Genomic DNA, 19,406 nt, shown 5'->3' with positions numbered 1-19,406 from the left:
ATTAATTAATAACTTATATTATATATGAGATAATGAGTAAAAGTAAACATTGAAAAAATGGAATAAACGGTACAATTTGATTATGATAGTAATAGGAGGGGATTAAATGCTTTTTAAAGATATGATAAAAAATGGTCAAAATATATCAGCTACAATTGCTGTATGTAAATCAAATGATGAAGGTGTCATTAAAGCAATTGTAAAAGCGATTAAACATACAAAAGCTAGATTCATGTTGTTTGATGAACGACCACAAGATGAGTTGATCAGGTCATTTAATTTAACACATGAAGAATTAAATAGAATAGAAATTATTCAAACACTTAACGAAGAACATACTGTATCGCAATGTGTACAAGCTGTAGCAGATGGAAAAGCAGACTTAATAATGAAAGGATTAATTTCAACTTCAGAATTATTGAAAGAAGTTTTAAAAGATAAATATAACTTGAAGACCAACTATAGAATGAGTCATATCGCAATATTTAATATACCTGAGTATCACAAGATGTTAACCGTATCAGATGTTGCAATGAACATTGCACCAAATATCGAACAAAAAATTGAAATCACATCGAATTTAGTTTATTCACTCAAAAAAATTGGTATCGACTCACCTAAAATAGGGGTGCTTTCTGCAATTGAAAATGTAAATTCGAAAATGCAGTCGTCGGTTGATGCGAAAGAAGTGGTATCTTATCTCAATCAAGAAAAACCAGACCTTGAAATAGAAGGTCCAATTGCATTTGATGCTGCAATTAATAAAAAGGCATCCATTATTAAAAAAATAGATTCAAAAATATCAGGTAATGTTGATGGTTTAATCGTCCCTCAAATTGAAAGTGGCAATATTTTATATAAATCTCTCGTATATTTATCGAACGCTGATGTAGCATCTGTTATAATTGGTGCAAAAATACCCATAATTTTAACTTCTAGATCAGATTCATCACAAGATAAATTTCATTCTATTTGTAGTGCGTTAATGCTTATTTAGTATATTATAATAACAAATTAATAACTATACTCTTTATTTCAAAGTATTGAAAGAGCTTACAATGCTTTTATATCAATAAAGATTGAATTTTCTAAAAATTTTTACTTTTTGTAAGCGCTATCATTTTTCGTCAATTTATTTGATAAATAAAACATTTCATGTAAAATTAGAAATGAAGTTATTATATAAAAGTTGAAAAGGGGATTATTATGTTATTCGAAACGATAGAAAAATATGACTATGAGCAAATCGTATTTTGTCACGATAAAAGTTCAGGATTAAAAGCAATCATTGCGATTCATGATACAACATTAGGACCAGCGCTTGGTGGTTGTAGAATGTGGCCATATGAAAGTGAAGAAGAAGCTATTAATGACGCATTACGCTTATCAAGAGGTATGACATATAAAAATGCTGCAGCTGGTTTAAACTTAGGTGGCGGTAAAACAGTTATTATCGGAGATCCTAAAAAAGATAAATCAGAAGCTTTATTTAGAGCTTTAGGTAGATATGTAGAAAGTTTAAATGGTCGTTATATTACTGCTGAAGATGTAGGAACGACTGAAGACGATATGGATATTATCTTTGAAGAAACTGATTACGTAGTTGGTTTATCTGAAAGCCACCAATCTAGTGGTAACCCAAGTCCTAAAACTTCATTAGGTGTATTTGTTTCTATGAAACGCGCAGCTAAAGAAGCATTTGGAACAGATGACTTAAACGGGAAAACAGTTGCTGTTCAAGGTGTTGGACACGTTGCTTACGAACTATGTCGTTATTTACATGAAGCAGGTGCTCAATTAGTTGTAACGGATATTAACCAAGAAGCTGTTGATAGAGTTGTAAATGACTTCAACGCTCAAAGTGTCGGTATTAATGATATTTATGATGTAGATGCTGATATCTTTGCACCTTGTGCTTTAGGTGGCGTATTAAATGACGATACTATTGCACGCTTAAAAGTGAAAGTCGTATGTGGTAGTGCAAACAACCAATTACAAGACATAGATGTACACGGTGCTCAATTAGAAGATAAAGGTATTGTATATGCGCCTGACTTCGTTGCTAACTCTGGTGGTGTTATCAACGTTGCGGATGAATTAGATGGATACAATGAAGTACGTGCTATCTCAAACATTGAAAAAATCTATGACCAAATGGATAAAGTATTTGAAATTAGTAAGCGAGATCAAATTACTACTGCACGTGCAGCTGAAATTTTAGCTGAAGAACGCATTGAACAACTTATGAATGTAAGAAGTAATTTCTTGAAAACTGAAAGATCTATCATTTCTAGAGGTAAAAAATAATGAAAAAAATTCTTGTACTTAATTTAGGAAGCACATCATCTAAAGTTGCAGTATTTAATAACTATGATATGTTATTTGAAGATGTTATCAGACATGATATCGATCAAACTAATCTTCCATTAATTGATCAAGTCCCATTTCGACTTGAAAGTATCAAGAACTCATTAAACCAACATCATATCTCACTACAAGCAATAGATGCTATTGCTTGTAGGGGTGGTGTTTTAAAGCCTATACAAGGTGGAACATATCTTGTTAATAACATCATGTATCAAGACTTGAAATCTTTTAAATATGGATATCATGCCTCAAATTTAAGTGGTATTATCGGCTATACATTTGCTAAAGAATTAAATATACAGGCTTATATTGTTGATCCAGTCGTCGTAGATGAATTAATACCTGAAGCAAGAATTACTGGCATTAAAGGTATTGAAAGACGCAGTATCTTCCATGCATTAAACCAGAAATCAGTCGCTAAACAATATGCAGCTGATATGAACAAAGCATATGAAGATATTAATGTCATCGTCGCACATCTTGGAGGCGGTATAAGTGTAGGTGCTCATAGAAAAGGAAGAGTCATCGAAGTTAATGACGGCTTGTTAGGCGAGGGTCCATTTAGTCCTGAAAGAGCTGGCTCCATTCCAAATGATGCGTTAATTAAATGGGTTATTGATCACGATTTAAATGCTAAAGAAGCTAATAATGAATTAAGTAAAAATTCTGGGTTATTATCATATTTTGGTACAAATGATTGTTTAAAAGTAGAACAAATGATGGAAAATGGCGATAAAACTGCTAAACTTGTCTTAGATGCTATGTGTTATCAAATTGCTAAATCAATAGGGTCTTGCGCGGTCGTTTTAGAAGGTCAAATCGATCAAATTATCATAACTGGCGGATTAAGTTATTCAAAATATATCACAAATAAAGTAAAACAATATGTATCTTGGCTACAAAATGTTACTATATATAAAGGAGAAAAAGAAATGCACGCCTTAAATATTGGCGTAATGGACCTCTTACACGGTAAAATTAGTACCAAGTCATATGAATAAGGAGTAATACTATGTCTAAAGAATATGATTTAGTCGTTCTAGGTGGCGGTACGGCAGGCTATGTATCAGCAATTCGTGCTTCACAACTAGGAAAAAAAGTCGCAATTGTAGAGAAATTTAAGTTAGGTGGAACTTGTTTACATAAAGGTTGTATACCTACAAAATCATATTTAAAAACTGCAGAAATTTTAAGATACATACAACATTCAAACGAATATGGTATTAAAACTGCTTCAGCTGATTTTGAAATGACGGATGTTGTTGCTAAGAAAGATGAAACAGTTACTACGATGTACAATGGTGTACAAAGTTTGATGAAAAAATACAAAATTGACATTTACGAAGGTAATGGCAGAATTCTAGGACCTTCATTGTTCTCGCCTCAAGCTGGAACTGTATCTGTTGAATTTGAAAATGGCGAATCAGAACTACTCGTTAATCAACATGTATTAATTGCAACAGGATCAAGACCAATTGAATTACCATTCTTAAAGTTTAACCATCAGACCATCATTTCAAGTGATGATATGATGCAATTAGAAACGTTGCCTGAAAGCATGTTAATTATCGGTGGCGGTGTAATTGGACTTGAGTTTGCATCTTTACTAAATGATTTAGGTGTAAAAGTAACAGTTGTTGAAGCTGGGCAATCCATTATCCCTAACGAACAACGAGAAATCAGTAAAACGATTAAACGTAGCTTTGAAGAAAATGGCATAACCATTCATGAGAATTGTCCTTTATCTGAACAAGATGTCAACATACATGATAAACATGTAGATGTCACACTTCAAAATGAGCAACAAACTTTTGAAAAAGTATTAGTCGCAGTTGGTAGAACACCGAATACTGAAGATTTAGGATTGAACAACACAAAAATAAAGACCGATTATAAAGGCTATATACTAACAAATGATGTTTATCAAACTGATGATAAACATATTTATGCGGTTGGAGATGTCATCGGCAATTATCAATTAGCACATGTTGCAACAAAAGAAGGCACAATTGCTGTAGAGCATATGTTTGATAAAAATCCTATCACATTAGATTACTTAACAGTACCAAGATGTATATATACAAATCCTGAAATTGCATCGATAGGGATGACTGAACAAGATGCAAAAGCGCAAAATATTAATTTCAAAAAATTTAAAGTACCATTTAAAGCGATTGGCAAATCCGTCATCGAAAATAATGGACTTGGTGAATGTATATTAATTAAAGATATAGACAATGAAAAAGTGCTTGGCATTCATATGATTGGTGCAAAAGTGACTGAATTAATTAATGAAGCAGCTCTATTTACATTTATGAATGGCTCTACTGAAGAACTAGCAACTACTGTACATGCACATCCTTCAATTGGAGAAGTGCTCATGGAACTAGGGTTAAAATCTGAGAATCGTGCTATTCACGTCTAAAGAGGAGAGATTAGATGTTAGATTATAAGACTGTCGGATTAACGCATGAAGACTTAAAAGAAATTTATAAATGGATGTTATTAGGTAGAAAAATTGACGAAAGAATGTGGCTACTTAACCGAGCAGGTAAACTACCGTTTGTTATTAGTTGTCAAGGTCAAGAAGCAACACAAATTGGCACATATTATGCACTAAAAGACGAAGACGTATTAGCACCTTACTATAGAGATTTAGCTTTAGTTACAGCTCGTGGTATTTCTGCAGAAGAATCTATGTTAGCTGCATTTGCAAAACAAGGTGATACTTCAAGTGGTGGTAAGCAAATGCCATCTCACTTTAGTAAAAAAGATTTATCTATTTTAACGCAAGGTTCTTGTGTAACAACTCAAGTGTTACATGCAGTTGGCGCAAGTTTATCACTTAAAATGGATGGCAAAGAAGCGATTGCACTTGCTACTTTAGGTGAAGGTAGTACGAGTCAAGGTGATTTCCACGAAGCAATGAACTTTGCTGGTGTTCATAAGTTGCCATTTATTTGTATTATCGAAAACAATAAATATGCCATTTCGGTACCAAGTCACTTACAGTATGCAACAGATGATTTATCATCTAGAGCTGCAGGTTACGGTGCATTTGGTGAACAAGTGGATGGAAATGATCCGATAGCTGTTTATGAAGCAGTAAAACGCGCAAGAGAACGTGCAATTAATGGTGAAGGACCTACACTCATTGAAGCATTATGTAGCCGTTTAACACCTCATTCTTCAGATGATGATGATAATTATCGTCCGGCAGAAGAGATGAAAGAAGAAAAAGAAAATGATTGTATGATTAAATTCAAAGAATATTTAGTTGAACATCAAGTTACAAATGATGAATGGTTCAGCCAAATTGAAGATGAAATTAAACAAGAAATCAATACGGCTACTAAAAATGCAGAAAAAGCACCTTATCCATTACCGGAAGAAGCTTTAACACATGTATATGATCAAGGAGGCGAAAAGAATGCCTAAGTTATCCTATCTTGACGCGATTAATCAAGCTATGGACCAAGCTATGGAAAAAGACAATAATGTATTTGTTATCGGCGAAGATGTTGGTCTAAAAGGCGGCGTATTTGGCGCAACTAAAAATTTATACAACAAATATGGTGAAGGGCGTGTAATCGATTCACCATTAGCAGAATCAAATATAGTGGGTGCTTCAATTGGTGCTGCTATGATGGGTAAAAGACCGGTATCTGAAATTCAATTTGCAGAGTATATCGTTCCGGCAACAAACCAAATTATCAATGAAGCAGCTAAAATAAGATACCGTTCTAATAATGATTGGGATTGTCCTTTAACAATTAGAAGTCCATTTGGTGGCGGAATTCATGGCGCATTATATCATTCTCAAAGTATTGAGAGTATATTCTGTTCAACACCAGGCTTAAGAGTAGTCATTCCATCATCACCATACGATGCTAAAGGCTTACTTCTTGCGGCAATTGAAGATAATGATCCTGTATTATACTTTGAACATAAAAAAGCATACAGACTATTAAAAGAAGAAGTTCCTGAAGAATATTATACTGTACCAATCGATAAAGCAGATGTTAAACGAGAAGGTTCAGATATTACAGTATTCACTTATGGATTATGTGTAAATTACGCACTTCAAGCAGCTGAAATATTATCAACTGAAGGTATAGATGCAGAAATAGTAGATTTACGTTCATTATATCCACTAGATAAAGAAACAATTATTAATTGTGCGAAAAAGACTGGCAAAGTATTGGTTGTAACTGAAGATAATCTAGAAGGTAGTGTTATGAGTGAAGTATCTGCCATAATAGCTGAAAATTGCTTATTTGATTTAGACGCACCAATTGCAAGACTTGCAGGTCCAGACGTACCAGCTATGCCATTTTCACCACCTATGGAAGATTTCTTTATGATGAATCCTGTGAAAATAGAAGAAAAAATGAGAACATTAGCTGAATTTTAGGAGGTTAAATTATGGACGTAAAGATGCCGAAACTTGGAGAAAGTGTTCATGAAGGTACAATCGAACAATGGCTTGTTAAACCAGGTGACACAATTGAAGAGTACGATGCACTGTGCGAAGTGATAACAGATAAAGTAACAGCTGAAGTCCCTTCAACATTTAATGGAACAATTAAAGAAATTGTTGTAGAAGCCGGTGAAACAGTAGATGTTGGAACAGTTATTTGTACAATGGAAGTTGAAGGTGAAACATCAGAGGAAAACAATAATAGTGCCGATGAACAAACTGAACCAGAAGTAACTAAAGAAGAGCAACCTGCAAAAGCTGAAACACCTGTTTCTAATAAACCACAAGTAGGTCCAATGAATAACGGTCAATATTCACCAGTTGTATTTAAATTAGCAAGTGAAAATAATATTGATTTAAATAAAGTTAAAGGTACTGGTAATTTAGGAAGAGTGACTAAAAAAGACATTTTAAATGCGATTGAAAATGGTGTGCCAACTGAAGATGCATCATCTAAACAAGTAGATGCACCAGTTCAAGAAGTGGCTGAAAATACAGTTCAACCAGAAACAACTTCTTTACCTGGCGATTCAATTCCAGTCAATGGTGTAAGAAGAGCAATTGCGAATAAAATGTTGCAAAGTGTTCATGAAATTCCACATGCTTGGATGATGGTCGAAGTTGATGCTACAGACCTTGTTAAAACAAGACAACATCATAAATCATCTTTTAAACAAAATGAAGGATATAACTTAACATTCTTCGCATTTTTCGTAAAAGCTGTTGCAGAAGGATTGAAAAAATATCCGATGTTAAATAGTACTTGGGCAGGCGATGAAATTAAAATTCATAAAGATATTAATATTTCAATCGCAGTAGCAAGTGAAGATAAATTATATGTACCTGTTATTAAAAATGCTGATGATAAATCAATCAAAGGTATCGCTCGTGAAATTAATGATCTTGCAACTAGAGGAAGAAAGCATAAGTTAACTTCTCAAGATATGCAAGGCGGTACATTCACTGTCAATAATACAGGTTCATTTGGCTCAGTATCATCAATGGGTATTATCAATCATCCACAAGCTGCTATTTTACAAGTTGAATCAATTGTGAAACGACCTGTAGTTGTCAATGATATGATCGGTATTCGTGATATGGTTAATTTATCATTATCCATTGATCATAGAATATTAGATGGTTTAATGGCCGGTGAATTCTTAAAATATGTAAAAGAAAGATTACAAAGTATGACAATCGAGAACACATCTATATATTAATAAAACCTTGTCATTGTTTTACCCTTAAATCTCCTGTAAAATAGACTTATCTATTATTACAGGAGGCTTTTTTTATGGAAATGGATTTCAATTTATATATGAACGACGTAGTCAATTCTGCGAGAAATGAAATAGAAGCGGCTGGATACAAACAATTAACAACTAAAGAAGAAGTTGAAGAAACTTTCAACAAACCAGGTACAACATTTGTTATGGTTAATTCAGTTTGTGGATGTGCAGGCGGTATCGCAAGACCAGCAGCACAACATGCGTTACACTATGATAAATTACCAGATCAATTAGTAACTGTATTTGCTGGTCAAGACAAAGAAGCAACAGAAACAGCACGTGATTATTTCGAAGGTTACCCACCATCAAGTCCATCATTTGCTTTTCTTAAAGATGGCAAAATTGTCAAAATGATTGAAAGACATGAAATCGAAGGTCACGATCCAATGAGTGTTATTACAAACATTCAAGCACTATTCGAAGAGTATTGCGAAGAAGTGTAAAGGAACGGTTCATTTCTTATGCAAATAAAACCGTACAGAATAGGATATAGAACATTAAAAACTGCCCTAGGGATGACATTAGCTGTCATCCTTTCTAGGTTAATCGGCTTAGATAATTATGCATCCAGTGCTATTCTTGTTGTATTATGCATTAAGGATACAAGAGTTAAATCATTTGAAGCTGCAATATATAGATTTGTAGCATGTTTTATAGCAATTTTGATAGGTTCAGTATTTTTCACTTATTTAGGAAGTACACCTATTATACTTGGTATTATGGTGCTTTTATTTATACCCGTAACAGTCATGATTGGTGTACAAGAAGGAATTGTAACAAGCTGTGTTATAATACTTCATCTGTATATGGCTAAAACGATTGATATGAATGTTGTCGTAAATGAAATTTTATTACTTGTAATTGGTATAGGTATAGCTTTAATCATGAATATGTTTATGCCAAGTTTAGATTATAAACTTAACAATTATAAACGCAAAATAGAAGACGACTTTATATTAATAACCTTTATTTATAGTCAATGCTTACAAGATCCAAATAAGAAAATTAATGTACCGTCATTTGATATCGTTTCGGAAAATATTAGAAAAGCTAAATCATTAGCATTTAGAGAAGTTAAAAATCATTTTGTGAGAAATGAGAACTCTTACTATCATTATTTTGATATGAGAGAAGAACAATTAACTTTATTAAAAAGAATGAAAAAATTAATCGAATCCATGCAACACAGTCAACATGCACATCATTTATGTAGTCAATTGTTATTAGAAGTATCACAAAACGTACAAGGTAACGATTACTCACTCATGAGATTGCATAATCTATATGACATTAAAATAAAATTACAATCTATCGAGCTACCAAAAACACATCAAGAATTAGAAAGTATCGCAGCACTATTTCAACTATTAAACGAAGTAGAAGAATACTTACTAATCAAATCACAATTCGGTAGCCTTAAGAAGTAAAAACGCAATGCTATATGGCATTGCGTTTTTTGTGTATATAGTGGGGGGAGATGTGAGTTTATGTTGACTTTAACTCACATCTTTCACAATCTCGTGAGTTTATGTTACCTTTAACTCACATGTTTTTCAATCTCGTGAGTTAATGTTGGCTTTAACTCACATCTTTCACAATCTTGTGAGTTAATATTGCCTTTAACTCACATCTTTTCCAATCTCGTGAGTTAATATTGTCTTTAACTCACATGTTTCCTAATCTTGTGAGTTAATGTTGGCTTTAACTCACATCTTTTCCAATCTCGTGAGTTAATATTGGCTTTAACTCACATCTTTCCTAATCTCGTGAGTTTATGTTGCATTTAACTCACATCTTTTCCAATCTCGTGAGTTAATGTTGACTTTAACTCACATGTTTCCTAATCTTGTGAGTTAATATTGCCTTTAACTCACATCTTTTCCAATCTCGTGAGTTAATGTGGGCTTTAACTCACATGTTTCTTAATCTCGTGAGTTAATGTAGCTTTTAACTCACATGTTTCACAATCTCGTGAGTTAATTCTGTCTTTAACTCACATCTTTCACAATCTCGTGAGTTTATTCTGTCTTTAACTCACGAGTTCCACATATTCTAATATTACCTAATTAAAATTTGTATCTCTCACCCCAAAAAAAGCGCTACTCATCATGAGCAAGCGCTTTTGAACTATATTATTAATTTAATAGGAATGGTAAGATACCTGATAATACAAGTGCAGCTACGATTGCTACTAACATTACGATGATTATGATTTTACGTACATTCTTATTTCCCATGATAACCCTCTCTTTAAACATTAGTTTTGTATATATTTATCAACTATTATACACTAGATTATGAGATATTTAAATAAATGAAAAGAGGGACAATCATGATTAATGAAGAAAGATTATTAAATACTTTTATGGAACTTGTAAAGGTAGATTCTGAATCTAAAAATGAAAGAAAGATTGCTGACTTATTAAAGCAAAAGTTTACTGATTTAGGTTTAGATGTTAAAGAGGATGACTCTCAAAGCGAAACTGGTTATGGTGCTGGAAATTTAATTTGTAAATTAAAAGGTGAAGATTCTAGCAAGACACCGATTTATTTTACAAGCCATATGGATACTGTTACGCCTGGTAATAATATCGAACCTGAATTACGTGAAGATGGTTACATTTATTCTAAAGGTGAAACAATCTTAGGTTCTGATGATAAAGCTGGTTTAGCTGCAATTTTAGAAGCTATTCAAGTTATTAAAGATAACAATATTCAACATGGTGATATCGAATTTATCATTACAGTAGGTGAAGAATCTGGTTTAGTTGGTGCTAAAGCTTTAAATCCTGATGATATTCAAGCGAAATATGGTTTTGCTATTGATGCGCCTGGTAAAGTAGGTACAACTGTTGTAGCAGCTCCTACTCAAGCTAAAATAGAGGCTATTATTAAAGGTAAAACAGCACACGCTGGTTTAGAACCTGAAAAAGGTGTTTCTGCTATTAATATTGCTGCTAAAGCTGTTAGTCATATGAACTTAGGACGTATCGATGAAGAAACGACTGCTAATATCGGTAGATTCGAAGGTGGAACAGCAACAAATATCGTAAGTGATCATGTATATATTTTAGCAGAAGCTAGATCTTTAGATGACGAAAAAATGAATCAACAAGTTACACATATGAAAGAAGCATTCGAGAAAACTGCTGAAGAATTCGGATGTTCTGCTGAAGTTAATGTACAAATTATGTACCCAAGCTTTAACTTAACTGAAGAAGACGATGTTGTTCAATTAGCCGTTAAATCTTCTGAAAAAATTGGACGTAAAGCAGACCTTGTTAAACTAGGTGGCGGATCTGACGGAAATGTTATTAGTGGATTCGGAATTCCTACTGTTATTTTAGGTGTTGGATATGAATATATTCATACAACAAATGAACGTATGCCAGTTGAAGAATTACAAAAAATTACAGAACAAATCGTTGCAATTGCTGAACTTGCATAAAAATTCAGTATGTAAACGTATTCATTTGAAATTAAAGACTTTATAGACGAAAAACGTATTCAAACTATGTTAAAATGTACTAGAAAATGAAAAAAAGTGAGGTTAATTTCATGACACAACAAATAGGTGTAGTTGGTTTAGCTGTAATGGGTAAAAACTTAGCTTGGAATATTGAATCACGTGGTTACTCAGTTTCAGTGTATAACCGTTCAAAAGAGAAAGTCGACCAAATGGTTGAAGAGTCACAGGGTAAAAATATACATCCAAACTATTCAATCGAAGAGTTTGTAGATTCATTAGAAAAACCAAGAAAAATTTTACTTATGGTAAAAGCTGGTGAAGCAACAGATAAAACAATCGATAGCTTATTACCATTATTAGATAAAGGCGACATCCTTATCGATGGCGGAAACACTAACTATTTAGATACGATTCGTAGAAATCAATACTTAGATGAAAGTGGAATAAACTTCATTGGAACAGGTGTTTCAGGTGGAGAAGAAGGTGCTTTAACTGGTCCTTCAATTATGCCTGGTGGTCAGAAAGAAGCTTATGAATTGGTAGCTCCAATTTTAGAAAGCATTTCTGCAAAAGCAAGCGATGGTTCTCCATGTGTAACATATGTTGGTCCAGACGGTGCAGGTCACTATGTAAAAATGGTGCATAACGGTATTGAATACGCAGATATGCAATTAATCGCTGAAAGTTATGACTTAATGAAACGTGTATTACACATGGATCATAAAGAAATCGCTGAAACGTTTAAATCATGGAACGCTGGCGAATTAGAAAGTTATTTAATTGAAATCACAGGCGAAATCTTTAATAAATTAGACGAAGATGGTACACCATTAGTTGAAAAAATTATGGATAAAGCTGGACAAAAAGGTACTGGTAAATGGACTTCAATCAATGCTTTAGAATTAGGTATTCCATTAACAATTATTACTGAGTCTGTATTTGCTAGATTTATTTCTTCATTCAAAGATGAAAGAGTTAAAGCAAGCACAGCGTTTAATCCAGAAGTAACTGAGTTTGATGGTGACAAAGAAGCATTCTTAGAACAAATCAGACAAGCACTTTATATGAGTAAAATCTGTAGTTATGCACAAGGATTTGCTCAAATGAAAACTGCTAGTGAAACAAATAACTGGAACTTAAAATTAGGTGAGTTAGCTATGATTTGGAGAGAGGGTTGTATCATCCGTGCGCAATTCTTACAAAAAATCAAAGACGCTTACGATAATGATTCATCATTAACAAACTTATTATTAGATCCTTACTTCAACGATATCGTTGCAAAATATCAAGGTTCATTAAGAGAAGTATCAGCGACTGCAATCAAAGCAGGAATTGCAACACCTGGTTTTTCTTCAGCAATCAATTACTTTGATAGTTACCGTTCAGAAGATTTACCTGCCAACTTAATTCAAGCACAACGCGATTACTTTGGTGCGCATACTTATGAACGTAAAGACAAAGAAGGTATTTTCCATACTGAATGGACTAAATAATTTGATATAACAAAACAACCCGTTATCTCCAAGAGATAGCGGGTTGTTTTTAATTCATACTTTTATGATCAATAGGTATCCAAAGTTGTACTTTAGAAGTTTCTTGATCAAAATTAACATCAAGAGGGTATACCTCAACATAAAAATCATCATGTAAATAAGGCATTTTAAGTTGCCATTGATTTTCAATATGGTGCCAAGCTTCACTCACTACAAAATCTAATTCACCTTGTAAATTAAACGTCGCGAAATGATGTCCAGGTAAATAGTAATTATCTAAATGACCTGGATATCTTTCACTAGGAACACCTACAAATACTTCGAGTCCATCTACAAGTGGTCTTCGAATAACGAATAGTTGATTAGGTTTAACATCATTATATTTAATAAAGTCTTCTATGTAATTATTCTCTAATAACATTTCTAATAAGTCAGGTATTAAAAAATGATTATCTAGTTCATTTGAATGATAATGATGATTTTTTCCTACTAACTTTAAATCATCTTTGTATTGTAATGAATAATTTAACGGTTCTGTTTCTGTAGAAGTTAATTTAATAGAGACTCTTTTTTTAATTTTAAGCATAGATTGATGTGTCTTCGTTTGTAGCGGACTTATGCCATGATATGCATTAAAATCATGAGCGAATGCATGTGCATCTCTGTATCCATACTTTAAAGCAATATCTAAAATACGTGTATGACCACTTAATATATCAAATGCCGCTTCTGTCATTCTTCTAGCAAGTTGATATTCAATAGGTGTCATACCAATAACCATCGTAAATGATTGATTCAAGTGAAAAGGGGACTTTTCAACGTGATCGCTCAAAGTTTGTAAATCGATATCGCTCAATAGATGATCTTCAATGTACACAATTGCTCTTTGTAAATCTTTAATTACTTCCAATGTTCAGTCACTCCTGTTGGCGGAAAGATTAGTTAATATCGTCCCACCATTTAAATCCATCAATAGACAATAATAATTGACTCTTAATCGGTCCATTAGTACCCGCTCTATAATTAGGGAACGGTGCTTTATCATTGTCCCACACATTTTGTATCACATCTACATATTTCCAAGTTGCTTTTAATTCTTCCCAATGCGTAAAGTTTGTTGAATCACCTTTAAGACAGTCGAAGATTAAGTTCTCATATGCATCAACTGTATTCATTTTATCTTGTGCACTCATTGCGTATGATAATTGAACAGGTTCTGTTTCTATGCCTTGAACTTGTTTTTTAGCATTTAAATGTAGTGAAAGACCTTCATTAGGTTGAATATTAATGACAAGTAAATTTGATTCTAGTTCTGAATCACGTTGATAATATAAATTCATTGGTACTTCTTTGAATTCAACAACGACTTGAATACCTTTTTTCTTCATTCTTTTACCAGTTCTAATAAAGAATGGTACACCAGCCCATCTGAAATTATCTATCAATACTTTACCTGCAACGAAAGTAGGGGTATTAGAGTCATCTGCTACTTTATCTTCTTCTCTATAGCTTCTAACTTCTTCGCCTTCAATTTGACCTTTATCATATTGTCCTCTAACAAAGTTCTGTTTAACTTCTGACTCATCTAAAGCTCTAATTGAACGCAATACTTTTACTTTTTCATTTCTAACATCTTCACTGTTTAAACTAATAGGCGGTTCCATTGCTAATAAAGCAACCATTTGTAACATATGGTTTTGGAACATATCTTTTAATGCACCACTATTTTCATAGTATCCACCACGATCTTCTACACCTAATATTTCAGAAGATGTTACTTGGATATTTGAAATATATTTATTATTCCATAATGGTTCGAACATCGCATTCGCAAATCTTAACACTTCGATATTCTGTACCATATCTTTACCTAAATAATGGTCGATTCTGTAAATTTCTTCTTCTTTAAATGAACGTCTAATTTGTTCATTTAATTCTTCAGCAGATGCTAAATCTGTGCCGAAAGGTTTTTCAATAATTAAACGTTTGAAACCGTCAGTATCTGTTAAACCTGAAGATTTTAAGAAATCTGTAACAGTTCCAAAGAATTGAGGTGCCATTGCTAAATAAAATAATCGATTACCTTCTAATTGATATTGTTCATTTAACTCATTTGAAAAAGCTAATAATTCTTCATAACTAGAAGGGTCACTAACATCGTGCGATTGATAAAACACATGTTCCATAAATTCATCTAACTTGTCTGTATTCTGTACATGTTTCTCTACTGAAGCTTTAATTTCATTTCTGAACTTTTCAGTAGTCCAATCTCTTCGACCAACACCAATTATTGCGATGTGCTCGTCTAATTGATTTTGTTGATATAAATGAAAAATAGATGGGAATAATTTACGGTGACTTAAATCACCTGTAGCCCCAAATATTGTAATTAAGCATGGAATATTTCTAGTTTCGGTTGTCATTTATTTACCTCGATTCTCTAACTTTTTCACAATTTACAATATTAATTATTATAACATGTTAGTGATTGATATTCTTCCATTTGAACTGTTAAATTTTCGATTTATTCAGTAAGTTGTATAATCATCATCATTTTTATGTATTTTTATAAATCATTGTATGATACATGTTATAATAATATCGTAAGGAGGAAGACGATGGAACTCACATTTTTAGGCACAAGTGCCGGATTACCGACTAAAGAAAGAAATACACAATCAATTGCCTTTAATTGCCTACCTCACGTCAATCAACTATGGTTATTTGATGTTGGTGAAGCAACTCAACATCGCATATTACATACTGGCATTAAACTTGGCAAAATAAGTCATATATTTATTACGCACTTACATGGTGACCATATATTTGGATTACCTGGATTATTAACAAGTCGTTCCTTCCAAGGTGGTAAAGATAAACCTTTAACAATAATTGGCCCTAAAGGTATAGCAAAGTTTATACAAACGGCATTAGAAATTTCTCAATCAAATTTAAATTATCCGATAACTGTAAATGAATTCAACACGGAAACCGAACTTAATATCGATGGCTTTCATATTAAAGCTTTACCTTTAAAACATGGTATATTATCTGTCGGTTATCGCATCACAGCACCTGATATTGAAGGGAAGCTTGATGTTGAAAAACTTAAAGCAATCGGAATAGAGCCTGGACCAAAATATCAAGAAGTAAAAGCAAACGAAACTTTTGAATATGAAAATCAAACTTATCAATCTAAAGATTTCAAAGGTCCTAAGAAAAAGGGGAAAGTGATTACAATCTTTGGTGATACGATGCCATGTCAAAATGAACATATCCTTGCTCAAGATGCAGACGTTATTGTTCATGAAACAACGTATATCGAAGGCGATAAAAAATTAGCCAATTCTTATTATCATAGTCATATTGAAGATGTCTTTCAATTAATGACTGATGTTAATGTAAAAAAAGGTCTATTCACACATTTATCTAATCGATATGAATTAGAAGATATTCAAACAGTTGAAGCCACATTGCGTTCAGCTGTAACTCATGACTTTAAATTTGTAAAAGATTATGACCAATTTCAAATATAAAAAAACATCTCATCTTATATGTATTTTAAGATGAGATGTTTTTTTGTAACTTATTCAATTAATCTTCATCCGCTTCTGCAAGTTCGATACTTCTCTTAACAGCTGCGTTTAAACAATCTAAGAAAATAGCTTCAATGTCATGGTTGCTTAACGCATTTAAACCAGCTTGCGTTGTACCACCTTTAGACGTAATATTTTTTCGTAATTGATCCATTTTTAAATCAGAACGTTCAATCATTTTACCAGTACCAATAATCAACTCTTTAATAGACTCTTCAACTTGAGATTGCTCGATGCCTAATTTAGTACCAGCATTTACATATTGTTCAAATACGTGATATAAGAATGCAGGTCCACTACCAGTAATAGCTGTCACTTGATGTAAGTGATCTTCTTTAACTTCTAACGCTGTACCGAAAGCTTCAATAAGCGTTAATACTTCTTGTTTAGAATTAGGATCGAAGTTTGTAGAGAAACTAATACCCGTTACTGAATGCCCAACGTGCGCATTCGTATTCGGCATAATTCTAGCAATTGGATTATCAACTTGTAAATTATCTCTAATATAACTAATCGGTAAACCAGCCATAATTGAAATGAATTTATTATCACTCGTTATGAAAGGTTTAATGCGTTCAGCTAATTTTAAGAAATCATAAGGTTTTGTACTTAAGAATACATAATCTGCATCTTTTAACAATTCTTCATCATCATAACTATAGCTAACGCCTAAAGCTTCATGATAACTTTCCAATGCTTCTTGGTTCGACTTATTTGTTAAATAAATATTTTCAGGTTCAATCGACTTACTGTTAACAATTCCAGTGAATATCGCGTTTGCCATATTACCAGATCCATAAAACACAATTTTCATAATAAAATCACTCACTTCCATATGAATTCATTTTAATTATAAAGAAATATAATCTTATGTCAAAATTGCTTGTATCGTATTTAGTTTTTTTGAAGTGTTATGATACATTATACATAACAATGAATAAAGGATGAGTTAAATGATCGGTAAACATTATTTATTAACTGGTGCCACAGGTTCACTAGGGGAGAGCTTGATACAATCATTGAATAATCATGGTGCTTACGTTTCTATAATTGTAAGAAATAAGGATAAGGCCAATCATTTAATGACGACATATAAAAATATTAAAGAAGTCTTTATATTAGATATGAATGACACCGCGCAAGTCGAACAATTTAATCTTGCACAGAACAATACGTATGATGGGATTATTAATAATGCTGGGTTAGGTTACTTTAAATCTAATGAGGCACATTCAAGTGATGAAATAAAGGATATTTATCATACGAATCTCGTGAATTTAATAATTCTATTGAACCGTGTATTACCTTATTTAAAAAAAGGGGCATCAATCGTTAATATTTCATCGATTTCTTCTAAAGTAACAACACCATATGGTAGCCATTATGCAGCGTCAAAAGCAGCTTTGAGTAGTTTCACAAATGCTTTAAGACTTGAACGAGAAGATTTACATGTACTTAATGTCAATCCAGGACCTTTCAAATCACAATTTCATGCTAAAGCAGACCCTTCTGGCCACTTTGAAAAGCTCACATCTCAAATTCAGCTTAATGTTGAAGATTTGAGTGAACAAATTGTTAAAAGTATGATTAAAAGAAAAATAGAAATAAACGAACCGAAATGGATGGATTTAGGATTGAGGTTTTATCAATTAGCACCTCGTACATTTGAAAAATTATTTAAGCAAAGTTTTTTGAGTAAAAAGATATAAATAGAGTCTGGGAAAATTAATCTTCTCCCAGACTCTTTTCTTTTATTGTAAGTGATTTGTGTATTCAATATTTTTAACGATTGAACAAGCGTGCTTAATTTGATCTTCTGATAATGTTCCATTATAACTTTGCATACTTTCAGCTAATTGCTCTGGTGAACTTGCACCTGTAATAATAGAGCCAAGTGCGTCAAATGATTTCAAATAACTGAATGTAACACTTGATAAATCATCATATTCTTTATTCAGTTGAGAAATGGTATCCGATAAATCATTATAATTATATTCTAGTAAGCCATCTTTAAATTTACGATCTAGTACCTCGTTTGATTTATGAGTTAATAAACCTTTAGAAACTGGACCTCTTGCTAATATTTTAACACCATGCTCGTCAATCTTTTCTAAAAGACTTTCAGGGCGGTTATCTAAAATACTAAACTGCATCATAATTGTTTCAATGTTACTGTTTTTTAAATAATAATCGATAACATTAGGTCTAATTGACGAAATACCATATGCTTTTATAAGACCTTGTTCTTTTAATCTTTCAAATGCTTCTATTGTTTCATCTTTGTTATCTTCAATCGTACCGCCATGTAACATATATAAATCTAATTGTTCTAAATCCAATCTTTGTAAAGTTTCTTTAATGCTTTTCATAATGTGTTCTTTAGAAGGGTCCCAAAAGTGTTCTTGTTTCTCTTTATCAAAATGATTACCAACTTTTGATCCAATGACAATATCTTGTTGATCTTGATATTTTTTCAAAAGTTGTCCTACGATTTTTTCATTCTCACCGTAATCATATAAATCAGCTGTATCAAAATATGTTATACCTTGTTTGATTGCTTCATCAACAATTGTTTCTGCATGGTTAATATCTGTTCCTAAACTCATACAACCTAATCCGACTTCTGAAATTTCAATGCCACTTTTCAATGTATTCTTTTGCATATTGAAGCTCCTTTCGCTACACTTTATTTATTAAGTTTACCAGATAAAT

Annotated in this window: 18 protein-coding genes; 13 read left to right on the top strand and 5 right to left on the bottom strand. The window is 32.5% G+C overall.

The features are described 5' to 3' along the window. Nucleotides 1-106 precede the first annotated feature (106 nt). The 9 genes from LQ673_RS06305 to LQ673_RS06265 all read left to right on the top strand — a co-directional run bounded on the left by LQ673_RS06305 (nt 107) and on the right by LQ673_RS06265 (nt 9,563). The gene (locus LQ673_RS06305; protein ID WP_191835602.1) at nt 107-997 is read left to right on the top strand and encodes a phosphate acyltransferase; all 891 of its coding nucleotides are present in this window, start codon (nt 107-109) and stop codon (nt 995-997) included. A gap of 209 nt (nt 998-1,206) precedes the next feature. Then, nucleotides 1,207-2,307 (top strand): Glu/Leu/Phe/Val dehydrogenase dimerization domain-containing protein, encoded by a 1,101-nt coding sequence (locus LQ673_RS06300; RefSeq protein ID WP_025904931.1) that lies wholly within the window; start codon nt 1,207-1,209, stop codon nt 2,305-2,307. Then, nucleotides 2,307-3,368: a butyrate kinase gene (gene buk / locus LQ673_RS06295; protein WP_191835601.1), complete on the top strand. Its 1,062-nt coding sequence runs from the start codon at nt 2,307-2,309 to the stop codon at nt 3,366-3,368. Before LQ673_RS06300 ends, buk begins: the two co-directional genes overlap by 1 nt. Nucleotides 3,369-3,379: 11 nt before the next feature. Then, nucleotides 3,380-4,792: a dihydrolipoyl dehydrogenase gene (gene lpdA, locus LQ673_RS06290; protein WP_191835600.1), complete on the top strand. Its 1,413-nt coding sequence runs from the start codon at nt 3,380-3,382 to the stop codon at nt 4,790-4,792. 14 nt (nt 4,793-4,806) lie between these two features. Continuing rightward, nucleotides 4,807-5,805: a thiamine pyrophosphate-dependent dehydrogenase E1 component subunit alpha gene (locus tag LQ673_RS06285; RefSeq protein WP_025904928.1), complete on the top strand. Its 999-nt coding sequence runs from the start codon at nt 4,807-4,809 to the stop codon at nt 5,803-5,805. Then, nucleotides 5,798-6,781, top strand: coding sequence for an alpha-ketoacid dehydrogenase subunit beta (locus tag LQ673_RS06280; protein WP_025904927.1), 984 nt, complete (start codon nt 5,798-5,800; stop codon nt 6,779-6,781). Before LQ673_RS06285 ends, LQ673_RS06280 begins: the two co-directional genes overlap by 8 nt. Nucleotides 6,782-6,792: 11 nt before the next feature. Continuing rightward, a complete protein-coding gene (locus LQ673_RS06275; protein WP_126477493.1) occupies nt 6,793-8,067 on the top strand; it encodes a dihydrolipoamide acetyltransferase family protein in 1,275 nt (424 codons plus the stop codon). A gap of 74 nt (nt 8,068-8,141) precedes the next feature. Next, entirely contained in the window at nt 8,142-8,579 is a 438-nt protein-coding gene (locus LQ673_RS06270; RefSeq protein ID WP_025904925.1) for a BrxA/BrxB family bacilliredoxin, read from the top strand. Between the two features lie 18 nt (nt 8,580-8,597). Next, entirely contained in the window at nt 8,598-9,563 is a 966-nt protein-coding gene (locus tag LQ673_RS06265) for an aromatic acid exporter family protein (protein ID WP_191835599.1), read from the top strand. Between the two features lie 708 nt (nt 9,564-10,271). Here LQ673_RS06265 and prli42 read toward each other — a convergent pair. Beyond that, a complete protein-coding gene (prli42, locus tag LQ673_RS06260; RefSeq protein WP_150527395.1) occupies nt 10,272-10,373 on the bottom strand; it encodes a stressosome-associated protein Prli42 in 102 nt (33 codons plus the stop codon). Nucleotides 10,374-10,468: 95 nt separating this feature from the next. On the opposite strand from prli42, the gene LQ673_RS06255 reads away from it, so the two are divergent. Further along, entirely contained in the window at nt 10,469-11,584 is a 1,116-nt protein-coding gene (locus LQ673_RS06255; protein ID WP_103362130.1) for a M20/M25/M40 family metallo-hydrolase, read from the top strand. Nucleotides 11,585-11,694: 110 nt separating this feature from the next. Next, nucleotides 11,695-13,098: an NADP-dependent phosphogluconate dehydrogenase gene (gene gndA / locus LQ673_RS06250; RefSeq protein WP_025907031.1), complete on the top strand. Its 1,404-nt coding sequence runs from the start codon at nt 11,695-11,697 to the stop codon at nt 13,096-13,098. A gap of 49 nt (nt 13,099-13,147) precedes the next feature. On the opposite strand, the gene LQ673_RS06245 is transcribed toward gndA, so the two are convergent. Together LQ673_RS06245 and zwf are read right to left on the bottom strand one after the other, a co-directional pair. Beyond that, nucleotides 13,148-14,008: an effector binding domain-containing protein gene (locus LQ673_RS06245; RefSeq protein ID WP_191835598.1), complete on the bottom strand. Its 861-nt coding sequence runs from the start codon at nt 14,006-14,008 to the stop codon at nt 13,148-13,150. Nucleotides 14,009-14,036: 28 nt separating this feature from the next. Further along, entirely contained in the window at nt 14,037-15,521 is a 1,485-nt protein-coding gene (zwf, locus tag LQ673_RS06240) for a glucose-6-phosphate dehydrogenase (RefSeq protein ID WP_037588201.1), read from the bottom strand. Nucleotides 15,522-15,716: 195 nt separating this feature from the next. On the opposite strand from zwf, the gene rnz reads away from it, so the two are divergent. Further along, nucleotides 15,717-16,634 carry a ribonuclease Z gene (gene rnz, locus LQ673_RS06235; protein ID WP_126477490.1) on the top strand — a complete coding sequence of 306 codons (918 nt, stop codon included), beginning with the start codon at nt 15,717-15,719 and terminating at the stop codon, nt 16,632-16,634. A gap of 58 nt (nt 16,635-16,692) precedes the next feature. Here rnz and proC read toward each other — a convergent pair whose 3' ends face one another. Beyond that, nucleotides 16,693-17,508 carry a pyrroline-5-carboxylate reductase gene (gene proC / locus LQ673_RS06230; RefSeq protein ID WP_025907039.1) on the bottom strand — a complete coding sequence of 272 codons (816 nt, stop codon included), beginning with the start codon at nt 17,506-17,508 and terminating at the stop codon, nt 16,693-16,695. 139 nt (nt 17,509-17,647) lie between these two features. Here proC and LQ673_RS06225 point away from each other — a divergent pair, with 139 nt between their 5' ends. Next, nucleotides 17,648-18,403, top strand: a complete 756-nt coding sequence (locus LQ673_RS06225; protein WP_191835597.1) for an SDR family NAD(P)-dependent oxidoreductase — start codon at nt 17,648-17,650, stop codon at nt 18,401-18,403. A gap of 42 nt (nt 18,404-18,445) precedes the next feature. Here the strand turns inward: LQ673_RS06225 and LQ673_RS06220 are convergent, their stop codons facing one another. Further along, complete coding sequence (locus LQ673_RS06220; RefSeq protein WP_196307433.1) at nt 18,446-19,357, bottom strand: aldo/keto reductase; 912 nt, start codon at nt 19,355-19,357, stop codon at nt 18,446-18,448. Nucleotides 19,358-19,406: the final 49 nt, after the last annotated feature.

The organism is Mammaliicoccus sp. O-M54, assembly GCF_022386035.1.
Lineage (GTDB): Bacteria > Bacillota > Bacilli > Staphylococcales > Staphylococcaceae > Mammaliicoccus > Mammaliicoccus sciuri_A.
This window is presented reverse-complemented; position numbering and strand designations above follow the sequence as displayed.